13 protein-coding genes and 3 pseudogenes are annotated in these 17,625 nt (G+C 73.6%); 7 read left to right on the top strand and 9 right to left on the bottom strand.

All coding sequences use genetic code 11. The features are described 5' to 3' along the window. The first annotated feature begins 32 nt into the window (after nucleotides 1–32). Nucleotides 33–956: an NADP-dependent oxidoreductase gene (locus BFF78_RS38405; protein ID WP_069782663.1), complete on the top strand. Its 924-nt coding sequence runs from the start codon at nucleotides 33–35 to the stop codon at nucleotides 954–956. Continuing rightward, nucleotides 953–1,714: a GNAT family N-acetyltransferase gene (locus tag BFF78_RS38410; protein ID WP_069782664.1), complete on the top strand. Its 762-nt coding sequence runs from the start codon at nucleotides 953–955 to the stop codon at nucleotides 1,712–1,714. The genes BFF78_RS38405 and BFF78_RS38410 overlap by 4 nt, the downstream gene beginning before the upstream one ends. Before the next feature lie 35 nt (nucleotides 1,715–1,749). Here the strand turns inward: BFF78_RS38410 and BFF78_RS38415 are convergent, their stop codons facing one another. Continuing rightward, nucleotides 1,750–2,148, bottom strand: coding sequence for a MarR family winged helix-turn-helix transcriptional regulator (locus tag BFF78_RS38415; RefSeq protein WP_227026180.1), 399 nt, complete (start codon nucleotides 2,146–2,148; stop codon nucleotides 1,750–1,752). 126 nt (nucleotides 2,149–2,274) lie between these two features. Here BFF78_RS38415 and BFF78_RS38420 point away from each other — a divergent pair, with 126 nt between their 5' ends. Beyond that, on the top strand, nucleotides 2,275–3,387 hold the full coding sequence (locus BFF78_RS38420) for an ABC-2 transporter permease (protein WP_069782666.1): 1,113 nt from the start codon (nucleotides 2,275–2,277) through the stop codon (nucleotides 3,385–3,387). A 450-nt stretch (nucleotides 3,388–3,837) separates the two neighbouring features. Here BFF78_RS38420 and BFF78_RS38425 read toward each other — a convergent pair whose 3' ends face one another. The 5 genes and pseudogenes from BFF78_RS38425 to BFF78_RS38445 form a co-directional block, all read right to left on the bottom strand. Then, complete coding sequence (locus BFF78_RS38425) at nucleotides 3,838–5,079, bottom strand: vWA domain-containing protein (protein WP_069782667.1); 1,242 nt, start codon at nucleotides 5,077–5,079, stop codon at nucleotides 3,838–3,840. Then, nucleotides 5,076–6,317 (bottom strand): AAA family ATPase, encoded by a 1,242-nt coding sequence (locus tag BFF78_RS38430; RefSeq protein WP_069782668.1) that lies wholly within the window; start codon nucleotides 6,315–6,317, stop codon nucleotides 5,076–5,078. The genes BFF78_RS38425 and BFF78_RS38430 overlap by 4 nt, the downstream gene beginning before the upstream one ends. Before the next feature lie 45 nt (nucleotides 6,318–6,362). Beyond that, nucleotides 6,363–7,004, bottom strand: a pseudogene (locus tag BFF78_RS38435) (hypothetical protein); the annotation flags it as partial. A 615-nt stretch (nucleotides 7,005–7,619) separates the two neighbouring features. Further along, a pseudogene (locus tag BFF78_RS38440) lies at nucleotides 7,620–8,393 on the bottom strand (hypothetical protein); the annotation flags it as partial. 206 nt (nucleotides 8,394–8,599) lie between these two features. Further along, nucleotides 8,600–10,678: a SpoIIE family protein phosphatase gene (locus BFF78_RS38445; protein ID WP_099055005.1), complete on the bottom strand. Its 2,079-nt coding sequence runs from the start codon at nucleotides 10,676–10,678 to the stop codon at nucleotides 8,600–8,602. A 311-nt stretch (nucleotides 10,679–10,989) separates the two neighbouring features. On the opposite strand from BFF78_RS38445, the gene BFF78_RS38450 reads away from it, so the two are divergent. After that, nucleotides 10,990–11,871: a hypothetical protein gene (locus BFF78_RS38450; RefSeq protein ID WP_069782669.1), complete on the top strand. Its 882-nt coding sequence runs from the start codon at nucleotides 10,990–10,992 to the stop codon at nucleotides 11,869–11,871. Nucleotides 11,872–11,978: 107 nt separating this feature from the next. Beyond that, complete coding sequence (locus BFF78_RS38455; RefSeq protein WP_069782670.1) at nucleotides 11,979–12,350, top strand: hypothetical protein; 372 nt, start codon at nucleotides 11,979–11,981, stop codon at nucleotides 12,348–12,350. Nucleotides 12,351–12,362: 12 nt separating this feature from the next. On the opposite strand, the pseudogene BFF78_RS38460 reads toward BFF78_RS38455, so the two are convergent. Then, nucleotides 12,363–12,774 (bottom strand): annotated as a pseudogene (locus tag BFF78_RS38460) (tautomerase family protein). Nucleotides 12,775–12,935: 161 nt separating this feature from the next. Between BFF78_RS38460 and BFF78_RS38465 the strand changes: the two are divergent. Continuing rightward, complete coding sequence (locus BFF78_RS38465) at nucleotides 12,936–14,951, top strand: NADPH-dependent 2,4-dienoyl-CoA reductase (RefSeq protein WP_069782671.1); 2,016 nt, start codon at nucleotides 12,936–12,938, stop codon at nucleotides 14,949–14,951. A 31-nt stretch (nucleotides 14,952–14,982) separates the two neighbouring features. Continuing rightward, entirely contained in the window at nucleotides 14,983–15,528 is a 546-nt protein-coding gene (locus BFF78_RS38470; protein ID WP_069782672.1) for a PadR family transcriptional regulator, read from the top strand. Between the two features lie 83 nt (nucleotides 15,529–15,611). On the opposite strand, the gene BFF78_RS38475 is transcribed toward BFF78_RS38470, so the two are convergent. After that, entirely contained in the window at nucleotides 15,612–16,151 is a 540-nt protein-coding gene (locus BFF78_RS38475) for a hypothetical protein (protein ID WP_069782673.1), read from the bottom strand. A gap of 301 nt (nucleotides 16,152–16,452) precedes the next feature. Next, nucleotides 16,453–17,427 carry a fibronectin type III domain-containing protein gene (locus BFF78_RS38480; RefSeq protein WP_069782674.1) on the bottom strand — a complete coding sequence of 325 codons (975 nt, stop codon included), beginning with the start codon at nucleotides 17,425–17,427 and terminating at the stop codon, nucleotides 16,453–16,455. Between the last annotated feature and the right edge of the window lie 198 nt (nucleotides 17,428–17,625).

Consider the following 17,625-nt stretch of genomic DNA (forward strand, 5'->3'; position numbering starts at 1 on the left):
ACCGGTGACAGCGAGAGAAGCGAGGAACGAGTATGCCCAAGGCGTATGTCTACACGCGGCACGGGGGCCCGGAGACCGAGGCGCTGATCGACCTCGACCGCCCGAGCCCCGGCCCGGGAGAGATCCTGATCGCCGTCCGCGCGGCGGGAGTCAATCCCGTCGACTGGAAGCTGCGCGAGGGCTTCCGCCGCCCCGGCGAGTCCGAGCCCGCCTTTCCCACGGTCTTCGGCAGCGAGGCCGCCGGCGTCGTGGTGGAGGCCGGCGCGGGGGTCACCGGGTTCGCCGTCGGCGACGAGGTGTTCGGCAGCACCGCCCAAGGCGGGTACGCCGAGTACGCCCTGCTCACCGCCGATGTGACCGCCCACAAGCCCGCCGCGCTGTCCTTCGGTGCCGCCGCCACCCTCCCCGTCGCCGCGGCCACCGCCTACGACGGCGTCCGCCAGCTGGACCTTCCCGGCGGTTCGACGCTGCTGGTGACGGGCGCGGGCGGCGGGGTCGGCAGCGCGGTCGTGCAGATCGCCCGCGCCTTCGGACTGCGGGTCGTGGGCGTGGCGAGCGAGGGCAAGAGGGACTTCGTGGAGTCGCTGGGCGCGGTGCACGTCCCCTCCGGGCCCGGCCTGGCGGAGCGGGTGCGGGCCGCCGCCCCGGACGGGATCGACGGGGTCTACGACCTGGTGGGCGGCCCGGTGCTGGCCGAGGCCGCCGAACTGCTGAAGGACCGCGGCAAGCTGGTCACCGCGGGCTCGCCGCAGCAGGCCGTCGCCGCGCTCGGCGGCGCCCCCGTCAGGCGGGTCCGCACCGCCGCCGTCGTCGAGGCGGTGGCCGAGCTCGCCGTACGCGGCGCCCTGAAGCCGCACATCACCCGCACCTTCCCGCTGGAGCAGGCCGGCCAGGCACTGCGCGCCGTCGAGGACGGGCACACCCTCGGCAAGATCGTGATCGAGGTGTCCGCGTGAGCCTCATAGCCGCAGCGGGCGTCCGCGACGCGCCCGCCGCCGATGCCCCGCACGTCCTCGACAACCCCGCCCTCGCCTCCCTGACCGGACCGCACGCCCACTTCGCCGAGCGGCGCGGGCGCGTGCTGCGTTATCCCGTCGACGTCTCTCCGTGGCTGGCACTGCCCGACGACCCGGACGCGCGCGACTGGGCGGACCTGGCCGCGCTGGCCGGTCCCGGCGCGGAGATCCCGCTGTCGGGCTACTGCGGTGCGGTGCCGGAGGGCTGGGAGGTCACCTTCCGGGCGGACGGAGTGCAGCTGGTGGACGACGGCCTCGCCGCCGCGCCGGACCCGGAGGCGGTCCGTCTCGGCCCGGCGGACGTACCCGAGATGCTGGGCCTCGTGGCCCGTACCCGGCCCGGACCGTTCCTGTCGCGCACCGTCGAACTCGGCACCTACCTGGGCATCCGCCGCGGCGGCACGCTGATCGCCATGGCGGGGGAGCGGCTGCGTCCGCCGGGCTGGACCGAGATCAGCGCGGTCTGCACCGACCCCGCCTTCCGCGGCGAGGGCCTCGCCACCCGGCTGGTCCTCGCGGTCGCGCACGGCATCCGGGAGCGCGGTGACACGCCGTTCCTGCACGCGAGCGCACGGAACACGGGCGCGATCCGGCTGTACGAGTCCCTGGGCTTCCGGCTGCGCCGCCGTACGGCGTTCCTCGCGGCCTGTGCGCCGACGCGGCCGGCCGGTGAGCGGGCAGCGGTCCCGGTGGCCTGACCGGCACGGGCCGGGCCCATCTGGGTCCTCGTCCCTCAGTCGGCCCCGGTCTCGCCCGGATCAGCGTTGTACCGCTCCAGATAGGCCGCGAAACGCACCAGGTCCTCCTCCGGCCAGTCGGCGAGCCGGGCGCGGAAGGCGGCCCGGCGGCTCACGGTGACCTGGGCGAGGATCTCCCGGCCCGCCTCCGTCAGGTGCAGCACCTGGACCCGGTGGTCCTCCGGGTCCAGGCGGCGCTCGATCAGCCCGGCCCGCTCCAGCGCGGCCACCTGGCGGCTGACGGTGGACTTGTCCAGCGCGTAGTGTGCCGCCAGGTCCGTGGCCCGGCAACCGCCCTGCTCCTCCAGATGGCTGAGCAGGGTGTACGACACCAGCGACAGCTCTGGGTGCATACGGCCCGCCGAGGCACGGGCCCGGCGGGCGAAGATCGTCATCTCGCGCTGGATCGTCTCGACGGCCGACTCCGCTGTGCTCACGGGAATACCTCCTCCGGCGTTCTAGTTGTATAGTACAACTTGAAGTGAGAGTTGTATAAGCCAACCTTCGGAGGTTCGCCCGCCATGAGGTCACCGGCACTGCGCCATGTGCTCACGCACCTGATCACCCCGTTGCTGATGTGCATCGGCATGGGGCTCGCGTACATGGGGGCCTTCGTGACCCCGGAGCCGCACCACCTGCCCGTCGCCGTCGTCGGCAGTGCCCCGCAGGCGAAGGTCTTCGCCCAGACGGTCAAGGACACCGCCGGGGACAAGCTCGACGTCCGCACGGTCGCCACCCGCGCCGACGCCGTCGATCTGCTCGAGTCCCGCGCTGTGACCGGCGCCTATGTGCCGAGCGCCAAGGCGCCCGAGCTGCTGGTGGCGAGCGCCGCGTCCGACATGGGGGCGACGGCCGTCGAGAAGGTCTTCACTCCCGTCGCCGCCAAGGAGGGCCTGCCGCTGAAGGTCACCGACGTCGCCCAGCCGGTCGCCGACGACCCCACAGGCCAGGGCCTGTTCTTCCTGCTCATCGCCCTCAGCATCGGTTCCTACGCCTCGGTCGCCGCCCTCGGTGCCGCGGGCGCCGCCCTGGCGATGCGAGTACGGGCCCTGCTCGCGCTCGGTGTCTCCGCCGTGGTCGGCGGCATCGGAGCGCTGCTCGCCGGACCGGTGTTCCACCTCGCCCACCACGACCTGGCGGGCGTGTGGGGCATGGCCTGGCTGTACTCGGCCGGCATCCTCTTCATCGGCGTCGGCCTGCACACCTTCCTCAAGCGGTGGACCACGCTCACCATGATGGTGCTGTTCGTGATGCTCAACTTCACCAGCTCAGGCGGGTTGTTCCGCCCCGAGCTGCAGAACGGCTTCTTCGGCACCCTGCACGCCTTCTGGAACGGCGCCGGCTTCGTCGAGGGCGCCCGCAGCCTGCTGTACTTCGGCAACGACGGCCTCGCGCGCACTGTCTGGACGCTCGTGGTCTGGCTGCTGGCGGGCCTGGTGGTGACCGGGATCGCGGCCCTGCACGAGCGCCCCCGGCAGGCCCGGCACGCGGCCGGCCACGCGGGCACGGCCACCGGTACCGACGCGACTGCCCCCGCCGCCCTGGCGAGCGCCGATCAGTCGGCGACGCGCGTCACCGATGAGGAAGCGGCGCGGACGGCCGAGGAAGAGGTCGAGGAGACGGTCGGCGTCTGACCCGACGCGGCCCGGAAACAGGGAGCACGCCCGGCGACGGGCGAGGCTCCCTGCCGGCACATGTCGTCACCGCACCCGCTGTGCTCCGCGCCGGTACTTTCCCTGGCGGCCGCCGGCTGCCGGTGCTTCACTCCGGGCCGGGTTCCCTGGCGGTGCCGCACCGGGCGGGGTTCGCTGCGGACATGCCACGCGACTGGCTCTCGTTGTCGGTGGTTCGCGGCACGGGTCGCGCTGTCGTCACCGCACCGGCTGTGCTCCGCGCCGGTACTTCCTCTGGCCGCCGCTCGCTGCCGGTACTTCATCCGGGCCGGGCCGGCTCGCTGTGGGCGCTGCACCGGGCGGGGCTCGATGCGGGCACGTCATGCAACTGGTCTCGCTCCCGGTACTTCACCTGACCGGGGTTCCTGCCGGTACCCACCGAAACGGGCTCCCCGCCGGGCCCCAACGCCGTCACCCCGCACCCGACCCGATCGTCACCACCCGCGCCCATGCCGGGGGTGCGTCCGGGCGGTAGTCGGGATCGTGTTCGTCGTACGATCCGCCGGTCCGCGGGAACAGACCCACCACCGTCCGGCACGCCGGCCGCGCCTCGGGCCACGGGGTCTGTCCGTCGGTGAGGACCACCACCACGTCGGGCCGGGTCCGCAGCGCCCGGGCGAACCCGGCGCGCAGATCCGTACCGCCGCCGCCCACCAGTTCGATGCCCTCCGTCCGGCACAGCGGCTGCACGGTGCGGGCCGCGGCATCGCAGGACAGGACGGAGACCAGGTCACGGCGACCGCCGAGGGCCCGGCAGATCGCGGCCACCTCCAGCAGCGCGCTGCCCAGTTCGGCGTCGCTGACCGAGCCCGAGGTGTCGACGACCACGCACACCCGAGGCGGCCTGCGCCGCAGACTCGGCAGGACGACCCCGGGCAGCGCGGCCGAACGCCGCGCCGGCCGGCCGTAGCGGTAGTCCTCGCCCACACCCGCAGCGGAGACCGCCGAGCGCAGCGCCGAGCCCAGCAACTGGCGCCACGGCTGCGGCGGATGGAACACCTCCTCCGCCCACCGGCGCCAGCCGTCCGGCGCACTGCCCGGGCGGCCCTTGATGCCCTGCGCCACCCGGAACCGGATCGCGTCCCGCTCCTGCTCGCTCAGCCCGTGCGCGCCGTCCGGCCCCAGCTCCCACGCCCGGCCCAGCCCGTCGGCGCCACTGCCGCAGTCCAGCCAGGCCAGCCGCTCCAGACGCGGCCCGAGCCGGAAGTGCCGCAGGTAGTCCTCCATCAGCTCGCCCGCGCGCAGCCCCAACTTCCCCGGTGTCACGGCGCCTTCGGGCCGCGGCAGCCCGTCGCCGTACACGTCGTCGTTGATCTCGCAGTCCGCGGCGATGTTCATCCGCAGGCGCTCCGCGGGGCCGGTCAGCTGATGCTCGCGGGCGTACCGGTCGCTGCGCCCGTGATGGTCGCGCAGCAGGTGCGCCACCTCGTGCACCCACACCGCCGCCAGTTCCGCCACCGGGGTACGGTCCACGAACGCCGGTGACACATAGCACCGCCAGTACCGGTCGACGCCCATCGTCGGCACCTGCCGTGACTCCACCGGCCGTAGCGCGAACAGCGCCGACGCCAGGTACGGCCGGACACGGGCCGCGTGCAGCCGTGCCGCGAAGAGCTTGCCGAGGTCCAGCGAGCCGGGCGCGTCCGCCGTCATCGGCGGGCACCGGCCGGACGAGCGGCCTGGTCGGCCCGCCGGGACAGCGACACCACACCGGCGAGCCGCTCGATCGCCGCCGGTACGTCCCAGTCCTCCCGACGCAGGGAGGCCAGCGTGGTAGCCGGAACGACCACCACGTCCGGTGCCCCGGTCTCCATCGCCCGCACCAGCAACGCCCAGGCCGCGTCCCAGCGGGCGCGCTCCGGCCGCCTGCGGACCGCGTCCACCACCCCGTCCAGCACGGCCTGCCGCAGATCCCCGCGCTCGGGCAGTCCGGCGCCCGCCGGGTCGGCGAGCAACGTCTCGGGGTCGGGCAGGTCCATCCGGTCCAGGCTCGCCAGCAGCTCAAGCCCGGGACCGTCCCCCACGGTGCCCCGGACCAGCAGCGACAGCACGTCCCGTGACGATCCGGCAGCGGTCGCGAAGGCGATCAGCCGCAGGGTCGCCTCCCAGCTCCGGGGCGACGGCCAGGCCCCGCCCCGGCGGCTCTCCCCGCTCGGCAGCCGGTGGACGAGCCCCGGCCGGGCGACGAGGAACTCGCACACCGCGCGCCGGGCGAAGGCCACGGCCTCCGGCAGCCGCTCCGCGCACAGCCGGGGCAGGGTCGCCCGGGGCCAGGTCCCGCCGAGACCCCGTACGACGACATCGTGGTCGTGGGCCCATTGCAGATGCACGAACCGGTTGGCCAGCGGCGGGCTCAGCTCCCAGCCGTCGGCGGCCGAGGAGCGGGGGTTGGCGGCGGCCACGATCCGTACCCCGGGCGGCAGCCGCAGGGCGCCGATCCGCCGCTCCAGCACGAGCCGCAACAGGGCCGCCTGCACCGCCGGGGGAGCGGTGGACAACTCGTCCAGGAACAGCAGCCCCCGCCCGGCGCGCACCAGCCGCACCGCCCAATCGGGCGGGGCCATCGGGACGCCCTGCACCGCCGGATCGTCGCCGATGACGGGCAGGCCCGAGAAGTCCGACGGCTCGTGGACGCTCGCGATCACGGTCGTCAACGGCAGGTCCAGGGCGGTGGCCAGCTGGGTCAGCGCCGCCGTCTTGCCGATGCCGGGCTCACCCCACAGCAGCACCGGAAGATCGGCGGCCACGGCCAGGGTCAGCGCCTCCAGCTGGAGGTCGGAACGCGGTTCGGTGGTCGTGTCGCGGAGCAGGTCCAACAGGGCTTCGGCGACGTGGAGTTGGCTGCCCTGTGGCTGAACTGCGGGCAGGGTCACGGAAACATGCGAGGTCATGAGGTAATCACCTGTGGTGTGAAGTTGAATGAGGGAAAGGGAAGTTCAGAAGTAGGTGACGGTGCGGGCCTGCCGTTGGGTGAGGCGGCGGCTTCGGCCGGTGCGGCGGCTGTGGGTGCCGGAGGTGCCGCCGGGTTCGGCCAGACCGGCCCGGTACAGGCCGTAGGCGATGCGCCGCTCGGCCGCCGCCGCCAGTTCGTCCCGCAGCGGCCCCTCGCGCAGCACCGCGCCGGGGCCCAGCAGACCCTCGACCACGGCCAGGGCGCCGGCGGTGTCGCCGTGGTCCAGCCGTTCCTGGACCCCGGTGAGGCAGTCCGGACGCCGGTGGGCCTCGTCGATGACCCGCAGACAGGGCAGGGGCGGCCCGCCGAGCGCGGCCAGCAGTTCCTCGTGCCGGATCTCGTCCGGGCCGTGGTCCAGTGGCACCAGAACGCCGTCGACCAGATCGATCCGGTGCGTGGCTCCCCGGCACTCCACCTGACGCGCCCGTGCCACCGGATCCGGATCGCGGCCCGCACCGGACGCCACGTGGCCGGGCACCAGCGCGGCGGCGACCAGGGGATGCAGCCGGTCCGGGCCGAGCAGCCCGGCACGCAACAACTCCAGATCGGGCACCACCCAGGTCGCCGCATCCGGCAACACCGGCACGGCGGACAGGCCGCCTGGCGGAAGCTCGCCGACGATCCGCAGACGCGGCGCACCGTCACGACTCGCGACGTGGTGCGGGAACCCGACCGGGCCTGGCAACTCGTCGGCAGGGTCGGGCCCGCGCCGGTTCTCGGCCGGATCCAGGGCGTGGCCCTCGTCCGTGGCGTGGTGTGGTTGTCCATGGCGCCGTGGTCCGGCTGGGCCTGACAGCCGGTCGGCGGCGCTGGCCCCGCGCCGGTTCTCGGCCGGTTCCAGGGCGTGGTGCTCGTCCGTGGCGTGGTGTGGTTGCCCATGGTGCCGCGGTCCGGCTGGGCCTGACAGCCCGTCGGCGGCGCCGGCCCCGCGCCGGTTCTCGGCCGGTTCCAGGGCGTGGCCCTCGTCCGTGGCGTCGTGCCGTTGTCCATGGTGCCGCGGCCCGGCTGGGCCTGACAGCCCGTCGGCGGCGCCGGCCCCGCGCCGGTTCTCGGCCGGATCCAGGGCGTGGTGCTCGTCCGTGGCGTGGTGTGGTTGTCCATGGTGCCGCGGTCCGGCTGGGCCTGACAGCCCGTCGGCGGCGCCGGCCCCGCGCCGGTTCTCGGCCGGATCCAGGGCGTGGCCCTCGTGCGTGGAGTCGTGTGGTTGTCCATGGCGCCGTGGTCCGGCCGGGCCTGACAGCCCGTCGGTCGGGTCGGGCCCGCGCCGGTTGCCGGTCGGTTTCGGGGCGTCGGTCCCGTCCGCCGCCACCGCCAGGACCAGCTGGCGGCGGCTGCCCAGCCGTACGGCGAAGGCACCGTCGTACCGTTCCTCGGCGCGCAGCAGAATGCGCGCCTCGGCCGCCCACCGGCCGACGGCACAGCCGATCCCGGGCGGTGCCAGCCCCAGCGGATCGCTGTCCGGCGGTGCGGGCCCGTCGGCCCCCGACCGGTCTCGCAGCTCACCGGACCTGCGCGCGTCCCACAGATGCCGGTGCAGGTCGAGCCGGTAGCGGCGGTTCGGGCGGGGATGCGGATGGCGGCCGGTGGGCGGGTCGGCCGGATCCCACAGGGCGAGGCCGATGCGCTGGCCGGCGTCCGCCCAGGCCGGCGGGGTACGGGCCACCAGGTGCAGCGGGCCGGCCCGGCCCGGGCGCTCGTAGCGGGCCAGGGTGAGCGTCAGGCCCGGGCGCAGCAGCCCGTCGGGCGCGATCCTCGGCATGTGCCAGCGCAGCAGGTCGGGGGCGAGATGGCGGAGGTCGGCGCGGAGCCGGGCCGCGAGCTCGCGGCCGTGGGCGCGGGCGACGGAACGCAAGTCGGGGTCGACGTCGATGCGGGCGGCGGCACAGGCCCCGGCCCAGTCCCCGGCCGTACGGCGGCCGGTGGCGAGCTCGATCATGGACGGTGGCACGGCGTACGTCCGTATGCGCAGCCACAGGGAGAGGCGGGAATCCCCGTACGCGGTGGGAGGGAGCATCAGCGCTCACCTTGCGCGGACGGGACCCCCAATCTGCGAGTCGAATGAGTCGTCATCGCGGCGAGCGTAGCCGCCCACCCGCCACCGCGCCAGGCATTTGTCCCGCCCGAACCCGGGCGCGCCCCGCGGGGGATGGTGGCCGCCCTGTCCTCGCCGAGCCGTCCGCGCACACGGTGACCGGCGTACGGCCCCGACGTCCGCCCCCGCTACGGCAGTTCCTGGGCCCGGGCGATGAGCAGGGCGACGTCGTCGTGGTTGTCGGGGTGGTGCAGGGTGCGCAGGAGGAGGTCGCAGGTCTCCTCCAGGGGGCGGCCCGGGGCCTCGAGCAGCGACAGCAGGAAGTCCAGGCGCTCGTCCAGGGAGTGACGGCGGGTCTCCACCAGACCGTCGGTGTAGAACACCAGCTCGTCGCCGGGCTCGAAGTCGACGGTGACGGTCGAGAAGGCGACCCCGCCCACGCCCAGCGGCACCCCCGTCGGCAGGTCGAGCAGTCGCGGCGGCCGGCCCGGGCGGAGATGGGCCGGCGGCAGATGACCGGCGTTGGCGATCCGGCACCGCCCCAGATGCGGATCGTGGACGGCGTACACACAGGTCGCGATGGAGTGGTCCAGGGCCGACGTCGTCTTGTCCAGGTGCTCCAGCAGCAGCGCCGGGTCGAGGCCGAGGGCCGCCAGTGTCGTCGTCGCCGTGCGCAGCCGGCCCATGGTCGCCGCCGCGCTGATCCCGCTGCCCATCACATCACCCACCACGAGCGCGGTCTTGGCGCCCTCCAGCGGGATGACGTCGAACCAGTCGCCGCCGACCTCGCTGGTGGCCCCGGCGGGCTGGTAGCGGGAGGCCACCTCCAGCCCCGTCGTGACCGGCGGGCTGCTCGGCAGCAGACTGCGCTGCAGGGTGAGCGCGGTGTTGCGGGCGTTCTGGTACCAGCGCGCGTTGTCGATCTGCACGGCCGCGCGGGCGGCCAGCTCCCGGGCGAGCAGGACGTCGTCCTCGCCGAACGGCTCCGGATTACAGGTGCGTTTGAGGTCCAGCGCGCCGAGCACCTCGCCGCGCGCGATCAGCGGCACCGCGAGATACGAGTGCAGTCCCGCCCGGCCCAGCAGTTCGGCGGCCTCGGCGGAGCGGGCGATGCGCGGCAGGTCCTCGTCCTTCACCTGTGGCACCAGCACCGCCTCACCCGAGCGCACGCACTCGGTGACCAGGCGGTCGGATCCGTAGCGGGCGATCCGGCCGGGCGGATCGGCGGCCCGTACGGCGTCCGATCCGGTCTCCGGGCGCACCGCGAGGGCCCGGATCACCGCCGCCTCCGACGGGCCGAGCGTGCTGGGCCGGCCCTCCACCACCGAGTCCAGCAGATCCACGGCGGCCACGTCGGCGAGCGCCGGTACGGCGACCTCGGCCAGCTCGCAGGCGGTGCGGTCCAGTTCCAGCGTCGTACCGATCCGGGCGGAGGCATCGGCGATGACCGCGAGCCGGCGCCGGGCGGCCTCCGCCGCCAGGGAGGCCCGGTGCTGCTCGGTGATGTCGACCACCGTGACCGCGACACCGAGCACATTGCCCATGGCGTCCTCGAGCCGGTACAGCGAGTGCGCCCAGGTGTGCTCCTCGTCCGGGTCGGCGGGGGTACGGCCGACGATCGTGTTGTCGATCACGGGCACGCCGGTGTCCAGCACCCGTCGGGCGTCGGCCAGCATGCGCTCGGAGTCCAGCAGGGGGAGCACTTCGCGCAGCGTCCGTCCCACGTGCTCGGCGGCCGGCACCCCGTTGATCTGCTCCAGAGCCGGGTTGACCGAGACGAACCGCAGCCGGGTGTCCAGGACGGCGTAGCCGATCGGTGACTGCTTCACCATCCGCTCGGACAGCGCCACGTCCTGCTCGAGCCGCCGTACGGTCGATTGGTCGGCGCACAGACCGAGCGCGTACACGTCACCCTGGTCGTCCATCAGCCGCATGTTGCGGAACTCCACCAGGCGGGTGCTGCCGTCCTTGTGCCGGATCGGGAAGCCGCCGGCCCAGCTCTGACCGGTGCGCATCACATCGGCGAACAGCTTGCCGACCAGTTCGAGGTGCCGCTCGTGCACCATCAGCCGGGCCGCGTAATGGCCGAGGGCCTCCTGCGCGGTGTAACCGAACAGCTCCTCCGCCTGCGGACTCCACAGCACGATCCGGCCATCGGTGTCCAGCACCACCGACGCCACGCCCAGCACGTCGAGGAGGCCGCCGGGGCGCAGGGGCCCGCGCACGGGCTCGCCGCCCTCCGCCGCCGGAGCCTCGGCTGCACTCATGCCATGAACCGCCTTCGCCCGTTCGCACGGCACGTCGTCCCCCGTGCCGACTCCCCTTGACCCACCGCGCTCACACCCGACTCTCCGACCCCTTCGCCGGTTACCTCCACCTTCCCTCGCCACAGTGGTGCACGTCCGCCGAAGCCTCCACGCCGGCGCCGGCCGCCGCTCCCGGACATCCTGCACGCCCCTGCGGCCGACCGGGAGAGTTCACGCACATGTTGCGCGATTGGCCTGTACATGACCATCACGCCACGCCAGACTGTGCGCCGATCGAGTGCCCCCACCACACCCCGCCCGAGGAGTCGGCCATGCCCGCGTCCGCCCGGCAACGTTGTCACGCAGTTCTCGCCGGACTCGTCACCCTCGCCACCGCCGCCGTCGTGTCTCTCGCCGCACCCGTGCCCGCCTCCGCGGCCGACACGTGGACCGAGACCGGCTCCGACCGGGCCGACCCGCTGACCGAGAGCCAGGGGCTGACCTCCGTCGAGGTCCCGGCGAACAGCCCCAACCGATACACCGGTATCGGCACGATTCCCATCAGTGTCTCCAGTCGCGGCTGGAACCACGTCGGCGATCCCGACGCCTCCTACAACGGCTACTACATCGAGCCCTATCAGCAGGATTCCGGCAACTCGAAGATGTACCGCGTGCAGGCGCCCGACGGCACCTGGTCGGAGTACGTGCACACGCTGAGCCCGGGCGAGGCCCTGAACAACTCCTGGGACGCGATCTCGCCCGACGGCCAGTGGATGCTCTCGGGCGAGTGGGGCACGATGAACCGCCTGCTGGTCTTCCCGACCCCCGGCGTCAACCCGGGCACCTCGCCCTCGGCGAACCTCCCGCAGGCCTCCACCGTGCACCTGGACCACGCCGTCCGCGACGTCCAGGGCTGCGACTTCTCCGGTCCCACCACCCTGCTGTGTGCCTCCGACGACCCGGACGGCAGCCTCTTCGGCATCACCAAGCCGCTGCTCCAGGTCGACCTGTCGGCCCCGCCGAGCGGCTCCGGCGACGTCACCGGGCATGTCACCGCCCTGCGCCGGCTCCCGCTGCGCAGCGGCTGCTCCGGGACCTTCGAGGTGGAGGGGATCGACTACGACCGCCGTACCGGCATCCTGCGCGTGATCGTGATGTCGCCCGGCTTCTGCATCCTGATCGACAGCAAGACGTACAAGTTCTCCCGCGGCTGAGCCCGCCTGGGGGTGTGCCGACCGGCAGGTGGTGCTTTCCTGGGGGATGGACGCGGTTCGGCGGGGTACCCCGCTCCACCGCAGCACGGCCACGAAAGGAGCGATCAATGGGACACACGGAGCGGTCGCATCCGGAAACCGTCACGGTGGAGATCAGCGGATCCAAGGAGGACGCCCGCCTCGTCTTCGACGCGCTGAGCTCGTGCTTCGCGTCCGACCGCGGTGCGGACGAGATCCCGCAGCAGCTCCACGAGGTCCGGCCGATGGTGTGGCTCGGCACGTACGACGTCGCGGACGCCCGAGGGCCAGGCTGCCCGCCGGTGCATCTCGGCGGGTCCGTCCAGGCGGACGTCCAGGGCGGCTACTGGGCCGTGGACCGGTTCCGGCACACCCTGGACTCGATGTTCACCGTCGAGGAGACCTGCACGGCCTCCGGCGACCAGGAGCGGGACCTCCATCTGCTGCTGCAGAGCCGCTGACCCTCCTGCGCACTACGGCAGCGCCCCGGCCGGCTCAGCGCCGGCCGGGGCGTACTGCGCCTCTCCGTCCCCGAAGGACCAGTCGGCCGCGGTGTTCTCGGTGACGGTGACGACGACATTGCGCGGTGCGGTGCCGGTGCGCTCGTGCACCAGCGCGGCGATCCGCCGGTACAGCGCGCGCTTCAGCTCCGCGGAGCGACCCGCGCGCATGGTGATCGCCACGAACACCACCGACTCGTCCTTGCGCGCCCAGGTAGCCGTCGTAGCGCAGGGTGCTGGTGGCGCCGTCGTGGCCGGTCAGCACCTGGAATCGGTCCTCGGGCGGGACACCTAGCGTCTCCACCAGGGCGTCCTGGACGGCCTGGCCGAGCGCGTCGAGGCGGGCGGGGTCGGTGCCGAGCGCGTCTATCCGGACGAAGGGCATGGTGAGGCGTCCTTTCGGAGCGGGCATGACTGCGTGCTGAATGTACATACTAGTAGGTACAGAGTGGTCGGCGTCACCCCCGACGGTTGTGCAACTAGTTGCATAAAGGCTCGGCCGTCCTCTACAACAAGAGGCGACGACACCGCGCACGGAGGGCCCCGATGAGCCGTTACCCGCACTTGATGACCCCGCTCGACCTGGGCTTCACCACGCTGCCCAACCGCGTGCTCATGGGCTCCATGCACGTCGGCCTGGAGGAGGCCGAGCGTGGCTTCGAGCGGATGGCGGCGTTCTACGCGGCCCGCGCACGCGGCGGCGTGGGCCTCATCGTCACCGGCGGCATCGCGCCCAACGACGAGGGCCGGCCGTACGAGGGCGGCGCCAAGCTCACCACCGAGGCGGAGGCCGAGCAGCACAAGGTGGTCACCGAGGCCGTGCACCGCGAGGGCGGCCGGATCGCGATGCAGATCCTTCACTTCGGCCGGTACGCCTACCACCAGGACCTCGTCGCGCCGAGCCCGCTGCAGGCGCCGATCAGCCCCTTCGTGCCGCGCGAGATGACCGACTCCGACATCGAGCGGACCATCGACGACTACGCCCGCGCCGCCCGCCTCGCCCGCCGGGCCGGCTACGACGGCGTCGAGATCATGGGCTCCGAGGGCTACCTCATCAACGAGTTCATCGCCCTGCAGACCAACCAGCGCACCGACCGCTGGGGCGGCTCCTACGAGAACCGGATGCGCTTCCCCGTCGAGATCGTCAGGCGCGTGCGCGAGGCCGTCGGCGAGGACTTCATCGTCGTCTACCGGCTCTCCATGCTCGACCTGGTCCCGGGCGGCTCCTCCCTGGAGCAGGTGATCACCCTCGGCAAGGCGGTCGAGGCCGCCGGGGCGACGATCATCAACACCGGCATCGGCTGGCACGAGGCCCGCATCCCGACCATCGCCACCTCCGTGCCGCGAGGCGCCTACACCTGGGTCACCAAGAAGCTCATGGGCGAGGTGTCCGTGCCGCTGGTGACCACCAACCGCATCAACACCCCTGAACTCGCCGAGGAGTTGCTGGCCGGCGGCCACGCGGACATGGTGTCCATGGCCCGCCCGATGCTCGCCGACCCCGACTTCGTCGCCAAGGCCGCCGCCGGGACGCCCGAGGCCATCAACACCTGCATCGGCTGCAACCAGGCCTGCCTCGACCACACCTTCAGCGGCAGGATCACCTCCTGCCTGGTCAACCCGCGCGCCTGCCACGAGACCGAGCTGGTACTCGCCCCGACCCGGCTGAAGAAGCGTGTTGCGGTCGTCGGCGCCGGACCGGCGGGCCTCGCCTGCGCCGTGTCCGCCGCCGAACGCGGCCACGAGGTCACGCTCTTCGACGCCGCGAGCGAGATCGGCGGCCAGCTCAACGTCGCCCGCAAGGTCCCCGGCAAGCAGGAGTTCGACGAGACGCTGCGCTACTACCGCCACCAGCTCGACGCGCACGAGGTCGACGTACGCCTGGACACCTGGGTCACCGCCGAGACCGTGGCCGGCTACGACGAGGTCGTGGTCGCCACCGGCGTCACCCCGCGCACCCCGGACATCCCGGGCGTCGACCACCCCCGCGTCCTCGGCTACCTGGACGTGCTGCGCGACGGCGCCCCCGTCGGCGACCGGGTCGCCATCCTCGGCGCCGGCGGCATCGGCTTCGACGTGGCCGAGTACCTCACCGACGGCGGCGACAAGGCGAGCGAGGACCCGCAGACGTACTTCCGCAACTGGGGCGTCGACATGGACTACCGGGTGCCCGGCGGTCTCGCCGCGCCCGAGCGGCCCGCCCCGCCCCGCCAGGTCCACCTGCTCCAGCGCAAGACCACCAAGGTCGGCGCGGGCCTCGGCAAGACCACCGGCTGGATCCACCGCACCGAACTCAAGCACCGCGGTGTGACCATGGTCCCGGGCGTGAGCTACGACCGGATCGACGACGCGGGCCTGCACATCACCGTCGGCGAGGAGAGCACCGTCCTGGAGGTCGACACCGTGGTCCTGTGCACCGGCCAGGAGCCGCGCCGCGACCTGTACGAGGAGCTGGCCGCCGCCGGGCGCAGCGTCCATCTGATCGGCGGCGCGGACGTCGCGGCCGAGCTGGACGCCAAGCGGGCCATCAAGCAGGGCACGGAGGTGGCGGCGGCGCTGTAGGGCGCCTGACGCACCTCCCTAGGATGAGGCCATGTCACTCCCGCACGCGATCCTCACCGCCCTGCTGGAAAAGCCGTCGTCGGGACTGGAGCTGACCCGCCGGTTCGACAAGTCGATCGGCTACTTCTGGTCCGCGACGCACCAGCAGATCTATCGCGAGCTGGGGAAGCTGGAGGCCGAGGGCCTCATCCGCGCGCTGCCGTCCGAGCAGCCGGCCCGTGGGCAGAAGAAGAGCTACGAGGTGCTGCCCGCGGGCCGCGCCGAACTGGCCCGCTGGACCGCCGCCGCACAGGATCCCAAGCCCCAGCGGGACGTGCTCCTGCTGCGGCTGCGGGCCGCGGCGGTGGTCGGCACGGCGGGCCTGGAGGCGGATCTGCGCCGTCACCTGGAGCTGCACCAGCGGCAGTTGGCCGTGTACCAGGAGATCGAGAGACGCGACTTCCCGCCGGACCGGGACGCCCCCGAGGACCGGCTGCGCCACCTCGTGCTCCGGGCCGGCATCGACCTGGAGACCTTCTGGACCCAGTGGCTCAGCCACGCCCTGGCGGAGTTCACCGAACTGCCCGACGCCGGCTGACTCCCGCGCCGGTGCCGGTACGACCGCTCCGGTGCCGCTACGACCGTTCGGAGCCGGTACGAGCCTCAGAGCCGGTACGAGCCTCAGAGCCGGTACGGCTTCGAGCGGCGGCGCAGATACCGGCCCGTGGCGATCGCCCCGGTGCCGGCCAGGGCCGCGCCGATGCCCAGCGTCAGCGGGCCGTGGTCGAGGGCGGCTCCGCCCAGTCCGCCCAGCACACCCCGGGAGGGCGCCGGGGAGACGGTCGAGGGGACCGCCGGCCCCGAGCCGGAGGAGACGATCACCGACTGGGTGCCCGCCGTGCTGCCGCTGGAGCAGACCACGACCACGGTGTACGTCCCCGAGCCCACCCCCGACCAGGCCGCGGACTGGCTGACGGACGTGCCCGCCAGGGCCGCCCGCCGGCCCTGGGCGAAGTCCGCCTGCTTGCCGGTGAGCAGGGCCGCGTTGCCCCAGCTGCCGTTGATCTCGGAGCACATGCCGGTGACCACCGAGACGGTGGACCCGGCCGTGCTGACCGAGATGCCCGAGGCCGCGGCGGACGGACCGGCGAGGGCGGCCGGGAGCGCCGCGGCGGCCGCCAGGGTCAGACCGGAGCGGACGAGGAGTCGCGAGGTGTGCATGGGCCGGCCTTCCGGCGGCACGGTGGCGGTACGTCTCATGCGCCGCCGGGGATGGGGGAACGGCCGTGCTGCCTGGTCAGCAGCCAACGTGGCCCCGTGGGCTGCCGCACCCGTCAGGCCCCCGGTCGGGTGACGTTTTCCTCCGGCCGGTGCAGGGTGGCCTGCTCGTCCGCCGGGATCTGTGCGTCGGCGGTGCGGGTCGTCTTCGGCTGGTCGCGCCCACGCGGCGGAGCCGCACATCGACGCAGCCCCGCGCCCCCTGGGCCGGCCGCCCGTCACCGGTGTGAGGAGGCGGGCCCCGTCAGCCGGCCGTGGCCACCGTCCGCTCCGGCGTCCAGCCACCCCAAGTGCCGTCCGGCAGTCGCGCCCGGAGCCGTACCCGGTGTTCCTCGCCCGCGCTCCGGCCGACGTAGAAGCCGTAGGCCGCCCGGCCGCGCGGGGGCGTGCCGCCCCACACCAGTGAGGTGGTCGCGGCGCCGTCGAGCTGGATCTGGTACTCGGTGATCAACCCGTCCACGCGCGGCGGGTCCCAGGACAGGTCGATGTAGTACGCCCCGGCGGCCCGGTGGGTCGTCGCGGCGAAGCCGGTGGGTGCCGTGTCGCGGCCGTCGTCGGTGCCCGGGGTGGTGAGGCGGACCGGGGCGCTCGCGGGGGAGAGGTTGTCGGCGGCGTCGCGGGCCCGCACCGTGAAGACGTATGCGGTGCCGGGGCGCAGCCCGGTGACGACGGTCGCCGTCTGGCCTCCGCCGACGCTGTGGATCTTCGCCCCGCCCTGCCAGATGTCGTACGACACCACGCCCCGGTCGTCCCGGGACGCGCCCCAGGACAGCTGGACCCCCCGGCTGCCCACGGGCCGTCCGGCGGGATGCGACGGACGGGTCGGCGCCGAGCGGTCCGCCGCCACCATGGCCGGGGTCCGTGCCCGCACCGCACGGCTCGGCGGGCCCAGCCGGCCCTCGGTGTCCCGGGCCCGCACGGTGAAGGCATACACAGTGGACGGCCTGAGCCTGGTGACGTCCACCATGTGCTGCGAGCCCGGGACTTCCTCCACCTTCGTGGTGCCGCGATATACCTCGTAGAGACGGATACCGGGCTCGTCCGGCACCGCGTTCCACATCACGTGCACGCTCGTGGCACTGCCCGCCTGTGCGGTGACGCCGGTCGGGGCGCCCGGTGCCCGGCCCTCGTCGCCCTCGTCGGCCCGGCTCCAGCCGCAGGACGCGACCAGCAGCAGGGCGCCGCAGACCAGGACGAGCGGCCAGGGAACGCGTCGCACGGCTCTGCCTCCCCGGAACGGCGGCATGGGTATCACGCAAAGGTCCGGACCAATATGGCGCGGTGGTGCGGCCACGGCAAGGGGGCCGGGTGGGTGAGCGCCGCGAGGCCGGGTGGGTGAACGGGAGCGTCCGGGTGAGTGACCGACAGGGCCGGGTGAGTGACCGGGGCGGGGCCCGCGTTGGTGACCATCCCGGAA

Source organism: Streptomyces fodineus (genome assembly GCF_001735805.1).
Lineage (GTDB): Bacteria > Actinomycetota > Actinomycetes > Streptomycetales > Streptomycetaceae > Streptomyces > Streptomyces fodineus.

Bases quoted from the DNA above. Each gene is read 5' to 3' on its own strand.
- BFF78_RS38405 (WP_069782663.1), top strand. From the start codon at position 33: ATGCCCAAGGCGTATGTCTACACGCGGCACGGGGGCCCGGAGACCGAG.
- BFF78_RS38415 (WP_227026180.1), bottom strand. From the start codon at position 2,148: ATGACGATCTTCGCCCGCCGGGCCCGTGCCTCGGCGGGCCGTATGCAC.
- BFF78_RS38420 (WP_069782666.1), top strand. From the start codon at position 2,275: ATGAGGTCACCGGCACTGCGCCATGTGCTCACGCACCTGATCACCCCG.
- BFF78_RS38425 (WP_069782667.1), bottom strand. From the start codon at position 5,079: ATGACGGCGGACGCGCCCGGCTCGCTGGACCTCGGCAAGCTCTTCGCG.
- BFF78_RS38430 (WP_069782668.1), bottom strand. From the start codon at position 6,317: ATGACCTCGCATGTTTCCGTGACCCTGCCCGCAGTTCAGCCACAGGGC.
- BFF78_RS38445 (WP_099055005.1), bottom strand. From the start codon at position 10,678: ATGAGTGCAGCCGAGGCTCCGGCGGCGGAGGGCGGCGAGCCCGTGCGC.
- BFF78_RS38450 (WP_069782669.1), top strand. From the start codon at position 10,990: ATGCCCGCGTCCGCCCGGCAACGTTGTCACGCAGTTCTCGCCGGACTC.
- BFF78_RS38455 (WP_069782670.1), top strand. From the start codon at position 11,979: ATGGGACACACGGAGCGGTCGCATCCGGAAACCGTCACGGTGGAGATC.
- BFF78_RS38465 (WP_069782671.1), top strand. From the start codon at position 12,936: ATGAGCCGTTACCCGCACTTGATGACCCCGCTCGACCTGGGCTTCACC.
- BFF78_RS38470 (WP_069782672.1), top strand. From the start codon at position 14,983: ATGTCACTCCCGCACGCGATCCTCACCGCCCTGCTGGAAAAGCCGTCG.
- BFF78_RS38475 (WP_069782673.1), bottom strand. From the start codon at position 16,151: ATGCACACCTCGCGACTCCTCGTCCGCTCCGGTCTGACCCTGGCGGCC.